Origin of the sequence: Microcoleus sp. A006_D1 (assembly GCF_036702805.1) — a bacterium.
In the GTDB taxonomy this organism is placed as follows: Bacteria; Cyanobacteriota; Cyanobacteriia; order Cyanobacteriales; family Microcoleaceae; genus Microcoleus.
This window is the reverse complement of the sequence record NZ_JAUBVZ010000001.1, coordinates 76301-92144: the sequence shown is the minus strand read 5'-3', so window position 1 is coordinate 92144 and position 15844 is coordinate 76301. Positions and strand designations below refer to the sequence as shown.

The following is a 15844-nucleotide window of genomic DNA, read 5'->3' as shown; positions in this document are numbered from 1 at the left end:
AATTCAACCATCGGCAACACGGCAAAAGAGGAGACGGCAATGCCGTTTCCCTACCCCAAAATCTCCGGCGCGCGATCAAATGCCATCATCACCCGAATATCCATCTGTAGGGAAACGGCACTGCCGTGTCCTCATCCGAATATTTGTTTTTTACTACAAAACAGCCGCCACAGTAGCCATCAGCAACCCTTGAAACAATTTCATCCCATCAGTCTCGCCCAACATCGGATCAGAAGCCCGTTCAGGATGTGGCATCATTCCTAACACATTGCCTGCCCGATTGCAAATGCCCGCAATATTATTTAACGAACCATTTGGATTACCAGCAGCGCTAATTTCTCCGGCACTTGTACAGTAGCGAAACAACACTTGATCGTGCTCTTCTAACTCTGCCAAAGTATCCGCATCAGCATAATAGTTGCCTTCCCCGTGGGCGATCGGCAAATCGATGATTTCACCCGAAGTATAAGCCGAAGTCCACGGCGTATTACCGCGTTCAACTTTCAAGGAAGTGCGATCGCAAATAAAATGCAATCCCGCATTCCGCACCAGAGCACCCGGCAACAAACCAGCTTCAGTCAACACCTGAAAACCATTGCAGATGCCCAGTACAAGCTTTCCTTGTTTCGCGTGTTCCGCCGTAGCCTGCATCGCCGGAGAAAAACGGGCGATCGCGCCGCACCGCAAATAATCTCCGTAACTGAAACCACCAGGGATTACAATGATATCAATATCCGAAATATCGGTATCTTCGTGCCAAATCATCCGCGTCGGTTGGTTGAGCAACCCTTGAGTCACCCACACCACATCGCGATCGCAATTTGAACCCGGAAAAACAATAACTCCAAACTTCATTTTTATACCCCTGCTGTCTCGACAGGTACAGCAATTGCAGTCAAATCAAAGCGATAATTCTCAATAACTGGATTCGCCAAAAGTTGGTCGCAAACGCGATCGAGTTGTTCGCGGGCCTCCGACTCGCCAACAGCAGTCAGCGTCAATTCAACGTACTTTCCGATCCGCACGCCCTCAACATTGTCGTATCCCATGTGTTGCAAACCAGACTGTACGGCAGTGCCAGCGGGATCTAAAACCGAAGGGCGGAGAGTAACATAGATTTGGGCAAGATATTTCTGAGTCACGGGAATGTTGCGGTAGGTGATGTGCAAGTTAGCGCCATTGTATTCTACAACCGACCTGCGCGCGATCGACCTTTGACTTCCCCAAGTGAGATAGCCTAGAAACAGGGACAAATGTGATTCCAGCAGACTACACAAAAAAATTATGAGAACCAACCGCACCCGCAGTCAGGAGCGCATTTTAGACTTGCTCAAGACCTTGAATCGATCGCTCTCAGCACAAGATATCTACCTAGAACTGCGCCAGAGCGACCACAGCATGGGCTTAGCAACCGTTTACCGCTCCCTCGACGGTTTAAAGCGGGAGGGCTTCGTGCAAGTCAGAACCCTTGCTAGCGGCGAATCTCTCTACGGTGCCGCCCACCAAGACCAACATCACCTAACTTGTCTCGAATGCGGCACGTCCATTACGATCGACGAATGCCCCGTCCATCACCTAGAAAGCCAACTGCAACAATCTCATTCTTTCAAGATTTATTATCACACTTTGGAGTTTTTCGGATTGTGCGATCGATGTACCCTCGCTCAAGCATCACAGTTGACAGTTGACAGTTGACAGTTGACAGTTGACCGAAGGACAAAGGAAGAAGGACAAAGGACAAAGGACAAAGAAATAAATAGGACTGATCTGAAATCTTGTAAAACCCTAATGATATCGGAGTGCGAGCATCCCACTCGATCGAACTTGCACTCAAGAGCCCAACACTCGAAAAATTATGATTCCCATACAAACGGAAACGAGCAATTGAGAAAAATAGCTCTCCCAAACATCGCAAAGCCCCAGCCAGCAGCCAAAGGAGCGCGGAAATCCAGATCGTAAAAAGAATAGGTGATACTATTTAGATTCTTAGATTTAAAATTGGAAATTTAAGAATTATCAACGACTTACTCTGCAAGGGTTTGCGACTTGCCAGCCCGATCGCGATTTGTCGCGCCGCAGTCCTCCGGTTGATGCTTCGCTCTTACTCAAAATCAGAGCTTTAGTAACTTAGATGACAATTTTAGCCGATCGAGACCGGCCGCAACTACAATTTCTAGGGGCCCAAGGCCTTTAAGAAATTGATCGGGGCTAAAATCAGTTTATTCTCAAGCTCGTGAATTTGGAGCTGGGAATCATATATCTTCAGAATGTTTTTACACAAACTATTTCGATATGATCAGTAGTTTCTCTCAACCCATTTATTGCCCGAATCTGAGCTGTCCCGATCCCGGCAATACCTTTGGCCGCCAGCAGTGTGCAGCTTGCGAAACCAATTTAATTTATCGCTATTTGTGGGCGGTGGGCCCAGCAGCCGATGAAGTGGCGACGGGTAAGGTAATCGCCGATCGATATTTTGTGATTGCACCCCAAATCTGGCTTGACAGCCGTCCATCTATCCCTCCTAGCGTCCCCGAACAACTGCCGGATACGATTATGCCTTACTTGCATTTGTATCCCCAGCGGCTGCACACGCCGGAAGTATACGGCTTTTGTTCCCTCGGGGAAGCAGCGGAAGCGGTAGAGGTGCTGCTGTTGGAAAATGTGCCAGTCAATAATTTCGGTCGCCTGTATCCTTCTATTCTAGAAGCTTGGGCTCAGACAAGTGCCGCCCGCCAAGTTTACTGGCTGTGGCAAATGCTGCAAATGTGGACGGCGCTTTCAGAACAAGGAGTCGCTGCGAGTTTGCTGGTACCGGAAAATTTGCGCGTGGAAGGTTGGCGGGTACGCCTGCTGCAACTGCACCCCGGCAATTTTGTACCGACGCTGAAGGATTTGGGAGACGTGTGGTCGGGTTTGGTGGAATCGGCACAACCCGAGGTGCAGTCGAGACTCGGAGAGATTTGTGTATTTATGCGCCGCAGCAGCATGAATCTCGATGCGATCGCCCTGGAACTAAACGATTTACTATTAGAACAAGCTGCTAAATTGCCCCTGCACTTAGAAGTAGTCGGCATCACCGATACTGGGCCGCAGCGCTCCCAAAATGAAGACAGTTGCTATCCGACTGCTGCTGATTTTCAATCAAGCAAAACTTCAGGGAACGACCAACTAATTCCTTACTTGACAATGGTTTGCGACGGGGTTGGAGGCCACGAAGGTGGAGAAGTTGCCAGTCAATTAGCCGTGCAGTCCCTGAAAGCTTTAATCCAAAATTTGCTCGCAGAAATCGCTGAACAACAAGAGTTGATGACGCCACAAATGGTGACCGAGCAACTCGAAGAAATAGTCAGAGTTGTGAATAATGTGATTTCCGCTCAAAATAACGAGCAGGGAAAAGAGTTGCGCCAGCGGATGGGGACGACTTTGGTGATGGCCCTCCAGTTGCCTCAAAAAGTGAAAGTTTCCGAGGATTTGCCGTCGAATAACGGCCACGAACTTTATTTAGTTAATGTTGGAGACAGCCGCGCTTATTGGATTGGCAAAAATTACTGTCAGCGACTGACTGTGGACGACGATGTAGCGTCCAGGGAAGTGCACTTAGGACACAGTTTATACTGGGAGACTCAATTGCGATCGGATGCAGGAGCCCTGACTCAAGCTTTGGGCACCCGGGACGGCGATTTTCTGCGCCCGACGATTCAGCGATTTATCATCGAAGAGGAAGGCTTACTGCTGCTGTGTTCCGACGGTTTGAGCGACAACGATTGGGTAGAGCAATCTTGGGAGAATTACGGCCCAGAGGTGCTAGAGGGCAAAATGTCTTTGGAAGCTGCGGTTCAGTCTTGGATTCGCCTCGCCAACGAGAAAAACGGTTACGATAACACCTCTGTGGTGGTGACTTACTGTCGGATGTCGCCGGAGAGATTGGTACTGTTCGATACGGCTGGTGCGTCAGCGCCGGTGTCAGCAGCGCCGGTGTCGCTGCCGATGTCACCGTCTGTGTCAGGGTCGGCATCCCTCCAGAAGACCGGCAGGATGCCAGAATCTCAGCTTTCTGAATCGTCCAAACAGTTGCTGTACCCAGAAACTGCCCCCGCCCCGGAACCAGTTCAAAAACAGAAATCCAAGCGTTGGCTGCCTTTGCTGGGGCTGTTGGTGCTGATGTTAGCCTTCGCCGGTTTAGGTTTGTGGGTGCGCCGCCTCCAAAGCCCGCAGCCTGATCCCGAACAACTTCCGCCACCGCCGGAAACTACCGCCCCAACTCCTGCGGATATTCCCTCGCCCGGTGCCGATATTCCTTCGCCCGCTGCTGAGAGTCCCTCGCCATCGCCAGAATCGACTCCTGCGGAGAGTCCCTCGCCGTCGCCAGAATCAACTCCTGCGGAAATTCCCGCGCCCGGGGCCGAGAGTCCCTCGCCATCACCGCAGTAAAGGAGAGCGAATTCAGCAGGAGGTTTCAAAAAATGCAGATACTTTCCGGCGGCACGGCGACTCGAACGCTGTCGCCAACTTTGTGCCGCTGCAAGTCATCTCTGTGCAAGTTTTGTCGGCGAAGGGCGATCGAGCTTTTAGCAGTCAGGCGCACCGTATAGCGCGTATCAGTGCCAATATAAATCGCCTCTTCTACTGTTCCCGGCCAGCTATTTTCAGCCTCATAATTAGCCGGATAAATAGCAGCTTTTTCCGGCCGCAACACCAGCGTAACAACTTTCCCAGCGGGCCAATCTTCTGCTGTCGCAACTAATACTGGCAACTGTTGGTCAACCAACACTATTATTTGACCCTGTTGCTTTTCTACTACTCGCCCGGTTAAAAAATTGCTGTCCCCAATAAAATCAGCTACAAACCGCGTTTTAGGATATTCATAAATATCAACAGGCGTCCCGACTTGTTGCAGTTTTCCTCCCTCCATCACTGCAATTCTGTCCGACATTGTGAGTGCTTCTTCCTGATCGTGAGTCACATAAATAAACGTAATTCCCAATTTTCGCTGCATTTTTTTTAATTCTAATTGCATCTCTTTACGCAATTTTAAATCCAGCGCTCCTAGGGGCTCGTCCAACAGCAAAACAGAAGGCTGTTTGACTAACGCCCTCGCCAGCGCAACTCGCTGCTGCTGTCCTCCCGACAGTTGGCGGGGATAGCGTTTTTCTACATCTGTTAACTGTACTAATGCTAAAGTTTCCGCCACGCGATCGCCAATTGTTTGCTGAGGCAAATTCTCCATTTCCAACCCAAATGCAACATTTTGTGCTACAGTCATGTGCGGAAATAAAGCATAGTTTTGAAATACCGTATTCACTGGGCGGTGAAATGGCGGGCGATTTTGCATCGGTTGGCCGTGAAGATAAATTTCCCCCGCTGTGGGCATTTCAAAACCCGCGATCATTCGCAAAGTTGTGGTTTTGCCGCAGCCGGAAGGGCCGAGCAAAGAAAAGAATTCGCGATCGCCAATTTGCAGGTTAAGGTTGTCTACAGCTAAGAAATCTTGACTGCGGACACTTTTAAATACTTTGGAAATATCTAAAACTTCTACGGCGTGCATTGTCTATCCTGATAGGGTGTTGTGCATTTGAATTTAATTTTTAGGGGTGATGCTCGGAGCAACTGCCCACAAGAGTTTTAAGAAAGAAGATTGTTAAAATGAGCTCGGCGATTAATCTATTGTGCATTTAAGTTGCTTGTCAAAAAATAATCAAACTATTTCTTGTGGGGCGTTGCTCCGAGCATCACCCCAAATCGGCAATTTAAATGTGAAACAGCTTACTTTCCTGCCCCTGCTTTAACTTCCGTCGAAGCTCGATCGTACAATGCGGTTGCTTTCCCGACATCCTGCAAGAATTTCAGTTTGCCAAATACCTCAGCAGGCGGGTAAATTTGGGGATTTTTCAAATCTTTCGGGTCAATTAAACCTTTGTCTATTGCTGCTTTATTCGGCGAGCCATAGTGGGTAAAATTGGAAATTTTAGCACCTATTTCTGGCTGCAAAATGAAGTTAATAAATTTCTCAGCTAACTCTTTGTGCGGCGCACCTTTGGGAATTGCCATGTTGTCAGAAAAGACTATTGTGCCTTCTTTTGGAATAGCATAGCGGAGATTGGGATTCTCTTTCATCACCTGAAAAATATCGCCGCTCCATTCCATTGTCAGATTTACTTCTCCTTGATCGAGCAGAGTTTGACCAGTGTCGGGGACAAAGGCGGCAATGATATTCTTATTTTTAATCAGCAAATCGCGGGCTTTGTTGATTTCTTCAGGATTAGTTGTATTTGGGTCAAATCCTAGATAAATTAAAACCACTGCAAAAGTATATCTGGCATCATCTTGCCATGCTACTTTTCCCGTATATTTAGGATCGAACATCGCCCCCCAACTGTTAATCTCGCCCTTGGTTGCTTTGATGTTGTAGCCAATTCCCATTGTTCCCCACTGATAAGGCAACGAATATTTGTTACCAGGGTCAAATGTTTGGTTTAGCCATCTGGAATCAAGATTTTTTTGGTTGGGAATTTTTGCTAAATCTAACGGCTCAAGTATATTATCGGCTGCCATGATTTTCACCATGTAATCGGCGGGAAATATGACATCGTAACCGGGATTTCCCTGTTTTAGTTTGGCATAGAGTGCGTCGCTGTTCTCGAAAGTGTCGTATTGAATTTTAACATTGTTCTCTTTCTCGAATTGGGCGATCGCTTCTGGGGCGATATAAGTTGCATAATTGTAAATGCTGAGGACTTGTTGCTGGTTGCCACCTGTGCGGCTACAGCCGAAAACCACCGTTGCACTCATCACAAACAAAAGTAGGAAAGTCAGCAGGCGTTTCATGGGTTTTGTTGGCTACATAAAACAATAATTATGACATAAAAAGCAATTTAGGAATGAGAATTAAATAACTTACAATCTTTATTGTTCTTGTGGGATGGGCGTCCCGCCCGTTCTTTATGGACGGGCGGGACGCCCATCCCACAAACTTGTGTAAATTATTTAATTTGCGATCCTTAGTCAATTTTTTTGAACCCTGAGTGATGATACAACCAGCAACAAGGAAGCCAACAACATCAAAGTTGAGATGGCATTAATCGCTGGCGTCACTGCAAATTTTATCATGCCGTAAACCAATAGCGGCAGCGTCATCGAACCGACACCTGTGGTAAAGAATGTCACGACAAAATCATCGAGAGACAGCGTAAAAGCCAGCAGTGCCGCGCTGAAAATAGCGGGCCAAATTAGAGGGAAAGTGATGCGCCAAAAAGTCCGCCATTCGTTGGCGCCCAAGTCAAAAGCTGCTTGTTCTAATTGAGGATCGAGTTCGGCTAAACGCGCCCTGACAGTAATCGTCACAAAGGAAATATTAAAGACAACGTGACCGATAATTACTGTAGGTAAGCCGAGATTGAGGCGGATTCCCGTGAGATTTTCTACGATCCGAAATACGAGGGTAAAGAAAACTAGCAGCGAAATGCCGATCGTAATTTCGGGCATAATAATCGGCAAAAACAGTAAAGCTTCCACTGCTTTGCGTCCAGGAAAATGAAAGCGTTCGAGTGCTAGCGCTAGCATTGTACCGAAAATTGTCGCTAACACAGTCGAAATAGCTGCAATTAGCAAGCTATTGCTAAGTGCTGGCAAAATTCCGGCGCTGCTGCTGGTAGCAATCGTCGCGCCTGCATTGCTAAACAAGCTACCGTACCAATCGAGGGTAAAACCGCGCCAAACTGCGTTAAATTTGGAAGCGTTGAAGGAGTAAATAATTAAGATCAGAATTGGCAAGTAGAGAAAGGCAAATGCTAGTGTCGCTTGTACCCAAAGCCACTTTTTGCCGATCGCGCGCACGAGCAAATCTAGTTTTGTTTTAGTCATTGGGCATTGGGCATTGGGCATTGGGCATTGGGCATTGGGCATTAGTCATTGGGCATTGGGCATTAGTCATTGGGCATTGGCCAAACAGGGCATTGGGCATTGGGCATTTTATCTTAAATTTAGGGTGCGCGATGCACACCATTTATGAACTTTCATCAGAGACACGGAAGTAAATTAAAACAGGAATCAATATGATTACAGTCAACAGCATAGAAAGCGCCGAACCAAAAGGCCAATCCCGAGCTTTCATAAACTGATTTTGAATCAAGTTTCCCACCATAACTGTTTTGGAACCGCCCAATATATCCGGTGTAACAAAAGCACCAACTGCGGGAACAAAAACTAGAATCGAACCTGCAACAATGCCGCGAGTTGTTAATGGCAAAAATACGCGCCAGAAAGTCCTAATATCGTTTGCCCCTAAATCTTGAGCAGCTTCTACTAATACAAAATTGAAGCGTTCTATGCTAGAATATAAAGGCAAAACCATGAAAGGTAAATAACCGTAAATAAGACCGATCGCCACAGCGAAAGGCGTAAACAGCAAGTTTAACGGTTCGGTAATAATTTGCAAGCTTTGGAGGGCTGTGTTAACTACTCCTTCGCTGCGCAGCAGAATTATCCAGGCGTAGGTTCTCACCAGAAAATTAGTCCAAAATGGAATAATTACCAGCAACAGCAAGGCATTTCGCCAGCGTGGAGGACGGGTGGCGATGAAAAATGCTAGGGGATAGCCAACTAAAAGGCAAGCGGCGGTTGTCAAAAAAGCTAAAAAGAGCGATCGCCCAATTACGCCTAAAAAAAGTCCGCTGAACAAACGCTGGTAGTTGCTGAGAGTAAATATCCAAGTAACGCCGCCGTAAGTACCGCGTTCTAAAAAACTGTACAAAAGTACAATTAGCACCGGCAGAATGAAGAAAATTATCAGCCATGCGGTGGCTGGAAATAATAGCAGTAACAGGCTATACAATTTTCGATGTTCGATGTTCGATTTGCGATCGGGAAAGAGCGATTTCATAAGGGTGTTTGGCTACCCGTGCGTATAGCACTAATAATGCAACACATTTTATATCAAATCCGCAGGTCAAGCCGCAGCATTTATTTAGGGGGAGAATTCTGGCTTTTGGCTTCGGGCGAGGGTAACTGGCGGTTTAAGTCTACATTCAAGTTTTCGCGGCGGAATTGGAAGCGGAAAACGACTTTGCGATCGCCCGCTGCATTTTGAGTCGGATTCGCATCTAATTCTCCCCGTCCCGAAACTAATACTTTCTGCTGCAATTCTGCTTTTTTAGGAAAATTAACCTCATCGGAAAACATATAATTAGAAACAGCTAAAGCTCTTCGCAAACTCAGTTCCAGATTTTTTGGTTCGGAACCTGCGGAACTGGTATGCCCTTCGATAACAACGCGAGCAATTTGTTTTTCAAACTGTTTGTTAGCAAAAAGCACTTGGCTGTAAATGGGAATGAAGGCTTGGAGAAACTTTTTTCCTTCGGGTTTGAGGACGGAACTGTTATTATCAAACAAAATGCGATCGCGAATGCTGACATCTCCCGTCCCTGGGTCAACAGTAAAAATATCTTTGTCTCCAACTTTCCCCTCTAAAGCATTGACAATAATCTGCGGCAGTGCTTTAAATGCGCTTTGATATTGTTGCAATTCCTGGCGCAGCTTTTCCACCTGAAGGATTTTTTCATCCAGCATTTTCACCTTTTCGCTGAGCTGAATTTGCACGGTGATGAACAAAAGGGCGAACAACATCAGCAAGCCGGACATTAAATCGCCGATCGACAGCAGGACGCTGGAATCTTCCTCTTCTTCTGTTTCCGGTGCATTGTCTAAATCTGATAAATCTCTCATGTTTGTTGTTAGGTGTTAGTTTTTTTATACTGTCAGATTTGACCTATAATTATTACTGTGGACTATTTGATAGATTCTGCCATTTTACATGACAATCTCGAATAAAAACAACAAAAAAATATTATGCCCTACAGTCAGTTTAGCATCGACAAGGTGAAGCGAGATTTTCACCTGACAATAGTTGAGGGAAGCCGATTTTTCCCGGACTCTGTTGAGCCGATCGCTGCGAGTTCTAAGTTATTAGCGATTTTAGAAGATGTACCTTGGGCGATCGCTGTAGACACCGAAAAAGCTCGCTCTGAAGTCATTATTAATCCTGTCCTGCTGGAAGTGCGACGAATTCTCAACCGTCAAATTAGCGTGTTTTCCGGTGAAGAATTTAATGTCGATCCGAGTGTTGGACTAAACGGAGTTTGTGATTTCCTGATTAGCCGTTCTCCCGAACAACTTACGGTGGAAGCGCCAGCAATTGTGGTGGTTGAGGCAAAAAAATCTGACCTGAAATCAGGGCTGGGACAGTGCATTGCAGAAATGTTGGCTGTAGGGCAATTTAATCAGGCAAAAGAGCAACCGCTTAGGGCTGTCTACGGTTGCGTTACCAGCGGGACACAATGGCGGTTTTTGAAGTTGGAGGGACAAATAGTAACGATCGACCTAACCGACTATCCGCTACCTCCTGTCGAGCATATTTTGAGCTTGTTAGTGTGGATGGTGAAAGATGATTAATTGCCAACTTTCAAGCCATTACAACTATGGAGGGCGGGTTTATTAGACCTGCGATATGTTTCCAATATCTCTCGTAAAACCCGCCCCTACGGTTTCTTCGTTCCCAAATTATCAGCCGCCGCCACCAAATAATGAGCAACCTGCATCAAACCGTCCGAACTTTCTTGCAATCCCGTGCACACTTTCGCCATCGAAGTATCAGCTTCTTCAAAAAACTTGTGCTGCGAGGACGTAGTTTTTTCCAAATAGCCAACTAATTGATTGTTGCCCAACTCCAGCGCGCGATCGAACTGATTTGTCATGTTTTGATAGGCACTTTCAACCCGCTGCACTTGTTCTTGTTCCGCTTGCAAAGCTGCATTTAATTGATTCACCAAATTTGTATAGGTAGTTTGCAACCTTTCCCCTTCTGTATTGAACTGATTTGCCATTTTTTCATACACGCTTTCTACCCGCAGCACTTCTTGTCCGGTGATCTTCGCTAATTCCTGCAACTGTGCCAAACGCTGGCTGGAATTCAAGCCTACAGAATTAGCAAACTGACTGACTTCTGCGGCGGTTGTCAAAATTTGGCTCATACTTTGGTCAACTTGCTGCGACATTAATTTGCGCTTCTCCGATTCTTCCTGAAAAACTTTCTGCAAGCCGAGTACAACCTGTGCTAAGCCTTTTTGTTGCTTGCCTAAAGTACCTTCTAGTAAATTGTTTTGTTGGGTAAAGAATTGATGAAGAGACGATTGATACGTCACTCGGAAGTTATCTAACTCTTGCTGAACAGTGACGCGAGTATTTTGCAACATTGCGTCAACATTTTGTAAGCTACCAACCAAATTTTCTCGGGCTTTATCCATCAGTTCCGAAGCTTCGTCGCCTACTACTTTGAGCGTGTCTGACTGAGTTTGAAAAGCTGTATGCGTTGCATTTAAAATATTGGTCATCCGGGTTTCGACACCTTCTAGCATTTCCTTCTCTTGTGCCGCTTGAGTGTGCAGCGATGCTTGCAAATTGTCCTGAATTCCTCTAAATGTATCGGCGGCTTCTTGGGCGCTTTCTTGAAAGGCTGTTCTTTGCGCTTTCATGCCTTCAATGCTTTCTCCAACTCCCGATCGTATTTCGGTGGCCATTTCCTGCAAAACGCCGTGGGTGTCAGTTTGAAACTGTCCTAAAATTTGCTGCAAGTTGTTGGCAAATTCCTGCAACTGTACTAATGTATCTTGCTGGAAAGTTTGAATTGTCAGGATAGATTGTGCTAAACTAGAAGATATTCCGCCTAGTTCGTTCTTGAGTTCTCTGACAGCTTCGGATGCTTCTTGAGTTAACTGAGCACTTTGATCTAATCGCCCAACTACGGGTTCAATTACTTCGGTGCGGAGTCCTGAAAGCAGGTTGTTTAATATCTCTTCGCCTTGGTCTGCTTTAATCTGTTTTAGTACGGATAATTCTTGGCGAATGTCTTGGAAAACTGGGGTCATTGCTAAACCGATTTGTTGTCCGATCGCCTGCGAGTTCACATTGCTTTGCGCCTCGACGATTTGAGCAAATCCGCTTCTCATTGTCTCGATTGCAAGGGCGATCGCACTTTCAGCATCGCCGCTAGAATTGGCGCGGGAAAACATTTGTTCTGGCGTTTGCAATTTCGCGATTTTATCTAATTTGTTGCGTAAATTGGATTGATTAGCAACGCGCGTGCGATCGCCCCAAGCCAACACAATCGTAAATACGCTAGAAGATCCCAAACCCATCAAAGAAGTCGAAAACGCCGTTTTCATCCCCTCCAGCAACGTGCTAATCGAGGGTAGCAATTCTTTTGTATCTTGCAGCGAACCCAAGTTAACATCCTGCAAGCCAGTTTGAATGCCGTAAAATGTGCCCAAAACCCCGAGGGCTACTAAGACGCTGGGCACAAACCGCCACTGACTCCGAGGTGCCGATCGCCCTAAAATTGCCGGATACTGAAATAAGACAAACCGCCCGGATTTTACCTGCGCCCTGTAAGCCTCGCCGTCAGCGGTTATGTCGCCCGCCAAGTGTTCGCTAAACCAGTCTACAAGCAGTTTCCAAGTATCCGTTGCTGCTTCCCACTGTCGTAGTTCGATCGCCCCTGAGGTACCGCTTTCTAACTTCGAGCTCAAATAGTTGACAGCCTCAAAAGTCGATCGGCTTTTCGCACCGACATATCGCTGATACTGCTTCACAGAAGTGTACTCACCCCAAACAGCCACGCACAGCAAAATTAGCGCCGCCCAGTGAAAAATGCTGTTCTGCCAAATCACCCCAAAAACAGCAGTCAAATAATTAATTAATTGCATATTGACAACCCGTTCACTTTGTGTATTTTACTTAGCTTTCAATCATGGAAAAAACTCACCTTAACGTTTTAATATAACAGCTCTCGCCCTCAAAAAAACCAGTCTAACCTTAAGAAAATTTATCTCGCATCTCACTTTATTTTATCAATTATGTCATGATTAACAAAGAATCAAGAGGTACGCAATGTCAGCAAAATCGCCAACCCCCAAAATAGTCATAGTCGGTGCCGGATGGGCCGGTTTAGGCGCCACCTATCACCTAGCCCAGCAAGGCTATGACGTAACTTTGTTAGAAGCAGGCCCTCAGCCGGGAGGCTTAGTCGCGGGGTGGAAAACCGCTGGCGGGCGTTCCGTAGAAGCAGGCATTCATGGCTTCTGGTATCCCTACAAAAACATTTTTTCATTGGTCAAGCAATTAGGACTCGATCCATTCACACCTTGGACTCGTTCTTGTCAGTATTCCCCCGCCGGATTGGAAGTCGAATCGCCCATTTTTCAGGACGAACCACGACTTCCCACACCGTTAGGAACCTTTCTGTACACCCGATTTAAAAGACTGCCATTAGTCGATCGCCTGTCAGCCTTACCCTTACTCTACGCCGTCCTAGATTTCGACAATTCCGACGCAGCTTGGCGCCGGTACGATCGCGTTACAGCCCGCGAGTTGTTCAAACAGTTTGGCGTTTCTGCAAGGCTGTACCGCGATGCTTTTGAGCCAATGTTATTAGTAGGTTTATTTGCACCAGGAGAACAATGTTCTGCCGCCGCAGCTTTGGGAATGCTTTATTATTTCATTCTAGCACACCAAGCGGATTTTGATGTAGTTTGGTGTCGCGGCACAGTCGGAGAAAAAATCTTTCGCCCGTGGGTGGAGCGCCTGGAAAAACTCGGCGCAAAAGTATTGACAAATCGGCGAGTTACTGATTTAATTATTGACAGCAACAACCGAGCGACGGGCGTTGTCTGCGGCGACGAAACCTTCGATGCAGATGCAGTTATTTTTGCAGTTGGTGTCACGGGAATGCAAAAAATTATCAGCAGCAGCCCAGCTTTGCAAAGCCGCCAAGAATTTCGGGACGCGATGAATTTGGGCGCTGTTGACGTGCTAGCTGTTCGCCTGTGGTTTGACAGAAAAATTGACATTCCGCTGCCTTCCAATGCCTGTTTTGGATTTAGCTCAACTACTGGATGGACATTTTTTGATTTGAATGCTTTGCACGACGAGTTCCGCGACGAACCGGGAACAGTTGTCGAAGCTGACTTTTATCACGCCAATCAATTAATTCCCCTAAAAGATGAGGAAATTGTTTCCCTAGTTCAGCGAGATTTAGCGACTTGCATTCCCGCTTTTCGGGATGCTAAGGTGATTGACAGCAGCGCGATTCGCTTGTCGCGGGCGGTGACGCATTTTGCACCGGGAAGTTATCAGTATTTGTTGCCTGCGGTAACAAGTTATGATAATGTATTTATGAGCGGCGATTGGGTTGTTACCCGTCACGGTTCTTGGTCGCAGGAAAAGGCTTATGTTACTGGTTTGGAGGCGGCTAATTTGGTAGTTTCTCGTTTCGGAATCGGCAAGAAAGCGGCAATTATTCCCGTTGAGGCTGATGAACCGCACATTCAAATCGGGAGACAGATTAATCAGTTTGCTCGCGGTTTGACTAAGACTTTGCTTCCCGATTTTTGGCTGCCATAATCAGAAGGAAGTTCGGCAACGGATTGTGTAACGGATGTAACGGATGGAATAAGTAACTAATCGTAGGGTGCGTCAGGGCAAAAATTATTAATTTATACTCAAGACATTCAACCCTGACGCACCCTACAATCACTCATAGCGCAATACGGTTCACTTAAGACAGATATCCCTTAAAAAGGGGGGGACAAGAAAGCTCTCAAAGTCCCCCTTGCTTTTGGGGGATTTAGGGGGATATCCGGGGCATAAATAGTAACTAATCGTAGGGTGCGTCAGGGCAAAAATTATTAATTTATACTCAAGACATTCAACCCTTACGCACCCTACAATGACTACTGACTACTGACTACTGACTAAAAACTATCGCCAATAAGGCCGGCCCTTCCAAAAAACTCCCACAGTAATTCCTATTAGCGCAGCTTCTGATAAACTTGCTAACAAAGCAGGTACGGGCAAAAATGACTTTAATACCAAACCGAAGAGCACGCACAAAACTAAAACCCACAAATTAGTCCGATTGAGTAAATATTGTTGCTGCCAATACTCTAAAAAGTACACTGCTAAAGCTCCCATCCCCACTGCGGCGGCGAAAGGTATCAAGAGTCCCAGGGAGGGGCTGTAGAGAAGCGTCAGGATGTTGCGGATTACCCGCGATTGCGTGAAACCCCAGGCTAAAAATAGCTCCACTCCCATCACGATTGAGTTGACGAGGGCAGCAATTTGCAGCATTTCTCGCCAGGGTAAAAGTTTTAAGCGGCGCAGAAAATTGCTCATAATCGGCAAATTAGGTAGGTTGCTTTGATTTTATAACAGTTTTGTCCGGGCGATCGACATTTGATGCCAGTTTGTCAAGTAAAATGAACAGAGAGGGCAGTCTCTTGACAAATTCGCCCAGAGCATCTGCCTGCTAGTTGTTGGAACCGTGAAAGGAAAAAAGTTATGGTGGAGAACACTGTCGATTGTGCTGTAGCTTGTGTCAACGGCTGCGTTTTGGGCGACAAGTGCCCGAAGCGGGAATATGCGGCGGCAACGTCAAACTTTATTGAAAATACTTCTCTCGACAAAATGCTAGAAATAGCCGAGGAAGCGGTGAGAAAGAAACGCAGGGAACCTCCCAAGTGGATCATCCCTGATTTCCCCGAATAAAATTACCGTTCTTTTGAAAAAGCATCGCCCTTATGAAAGGGCGATGCTTTTTGTATTCCCAATTAAATAGCTGATCAAAATCAATATATTTCTTGGGATAGAAGCTGAAAGCTTAAATAGCAGTTATTATGCCACTTAATTACAGCCATTGGCAATCAATAACAATTCAGCTAAAGCCCAATACGCTTGGGATAAGCCTGATCCCCCCTAGCCCCCCTTAAAAAGGGGGGAACAAGAATTTGCTCTTGCG

The 15844-nt window shown here is 46.4% G+C and carries 14 protein-coding genes; 5 read left to right on the top strand and 9 right to left on the bottom strand.

What is annotated here, in order from left to right; translation table 11 throughout:
• Nucleotides 1–153 precede the first annotated feature (153 nt).
• A complete protein-coding gene (gene purQ / locus QUB68_RS00355) occupies nucleotides 154–855 on the bottom strand; it encodes a phosphoribosylformylglycinamidine synthase subunit PurQ (protein ID WP_332988303.1) in 702 nt (233 codons plus the stop codon).
• A gap of 2 nt (nucleotides 856–857) precedes the next feature.
• Nucleotides 858–1142 carry a phosphoribosylformylglycinamidine synthase subunit PurS gene (purS, locus tag QUB68_RS00350; RefSeq protein ID WP_332989199.1) on the bottom strand — a complete coding sequence of 95 codons (285 nt, stop codon included), beginning with the start codon at nucleotides 1140–1142 and terminating at the stop codon, nucleotides 858–860.
• Between the two features lie 142 nt (nucleotides 1143–1284).
• Here purS and QUB68_RS00345 point away from each other — a divergent pair, with 142 nt between their 5' ends.
• Together QUB68_RS00345 and QUB68_RS00340 are read left to right on the top strand one after the other, a co-directional pair.
• Entirely contained in the window at nucleotides 1285–1695 is a 411-nt protein-coding gene (locus tag QUB68_RS00345; protein ID WP_332988301.1) for a Fur family transcriptional regulator, read from the top strand.
• 597 nt (nucleotides 1696–2292) lie between these two features.
• A complete protein-coding gene (locus QUB68_RS00340; RefSeq protein ID WP_332988299.1) occupies nucleotides 2293–4431 on the top strand; it encodes a protein phosphatase 2C domain-containing protein in 2139 nt (712 codons plus the stop codon).
• 25 nt (nucleotides 4432–4456) lie between these two features.
• Here QUB68_RS00340 and QUB68_RS00335 read toward each other — a convergent pair whose 3' ends face one another.
• From QUB68_RS00335 to QUB68_RS00315, 5 genes are all read right to left on the bottom strand, one after another.
• The gene (locus QUB68_RS00335) at nucleotides 4457–5545 is read right to left on the bottom strand and encodes an ABC transporter ATP-binding protein (RefSeq protein ID WP_332988295.1); all 1089 of its coding nucleotides are present in this window, start codon (nucleotides 5543–5545) and stop codon (nucleotides 4457–4459) included.
• 218 nt (nucleotides 5546–5763) lie between these two features.
• On the bottom strand, nucleotides 5764–6825 hold the full coding sequence (locus QUB68_RS00330; RefSeq protein ID WP_332988293.1) for an ABC transporter substrate-binding protein: 1062 nt from the start codon (nucleotides 6823–6825) through the stop codon (nucleotides 5764–5766).
• A 177-nt stretch (nucleotides 6826–7002) separates the two neighbouring features.
• The gene (locus tag QUB68_RS00325) at nucleotides 7003–7860 is read right to left on the bottom strand and encodes an ABC transporter permease (RefSeq protein ID WP_332988291.1); all 858 of its coding nucleotides are present in this window, start codon (nucleotides 7858–7860) and stop codon (nucleotides 7003–7005) included.
• A 142-nt stretch (nucleotides 7861–8002) separates the two neighbouring features.
• Nucleotides 8003–8878 (bottom strand): ABC transporter permease, encoded by an 876-nt coding sequence (locus QUB68_RS00320; protein WP_332988289.1) that lies wholly within the window; start codon nucleotides 8876–8878, stop codon nucleotides 8003–8005.
• Between the two features lie 80 nt (nucleotides 8879–8958).
• Nucleotides 8959–9720 (bottom strand): OmpA family protein, encoded by a 762-nt coding sequence (locus QUB68_RS00315; protein ID WP_332988288.1) that lies wholly within the window; start codon nucleotides 9718–9720, stop codon nucleotides 8959–8961.
• A gap of 123 nt (nucleotides 9721–9843) precedes the next feature.
• Here QUB68_RS00315 and QUB68_RS00310 point away from each other — a divergent pair, with 123 nt between their 5' ends.
• Nucleotides 9844–10446, top strand: a complete 603-nt coding sequence (locus QUB68_RS00310; protein ID WP_332988286.1) for a hypothetical protein — start codon at nucleotides 9844–9846, stop codon at nucleotides 10444–10446.
• Between the two features lie 86 nt (nucleotides 10447–10532).
• On the opposite strand, the gene QUB68_RS00305 is transcribed toward QUB68_RS00310, so the two are convergent.
• Entirely contained in the window at nucleotides 10533–12755 is a 2223-nt protein-coding gene (locus QUB68_RS00305) for a hypothetical protein (protein ID WP_332988284.1), read from the bottom strand.
• Nucleotides 12756–12939: 184 nt separating this feature from the next.
• On the opposite strand from QUB68_RS00305, the gene QUB68_RS00300 reads away from it, so the two are divergent.
• Nucleotides 12940–14451, top strand: coding sequence for a hydroxysqualene dehydroxylase (locus QUB68_RS00300; RefSeq protein WP_332988281.1), 1512 nt, complete (start codon nucleotides 12940–12942; stop codon nucleotides 14449–14451).
• Between the two features lie 357 nt (nucleotides 14452–14808).
• On the opposite strand, the gene QUB68_RS00295 is transcribed toward QUB68_RS00300, so the two are convergent.
• Nucleotides 14809–15222 (bottom strand): peptide chain release factor 1, encoded by a 414-nt coding sequence (locus tag QUB68_RS00295; RefSeq protein WP_332988279.1) that lies wholly within the window; start codon nucleotides 15220–15222, stop codon nucleotides 14809–14811.
• Nucleotides 15223–15387: 165 nt separating this feature from the next.
• On the opposite strand from QUB68_RS00295, the gene QUB68_RS00290 reads away from it, so the two are divergent.
• Nucleotides 15388–15594, top strand: a complete 207-nt coding sequence (locus tag QUB68_RS00290) for a hypothetical protein (protein WP_332988277.1) — start codon at nucleotides 15388–15390, stop codon at nucleotides 15592–15594.
• Nucleotides 15595–15844: the final 250 nt, after the last annotated feature.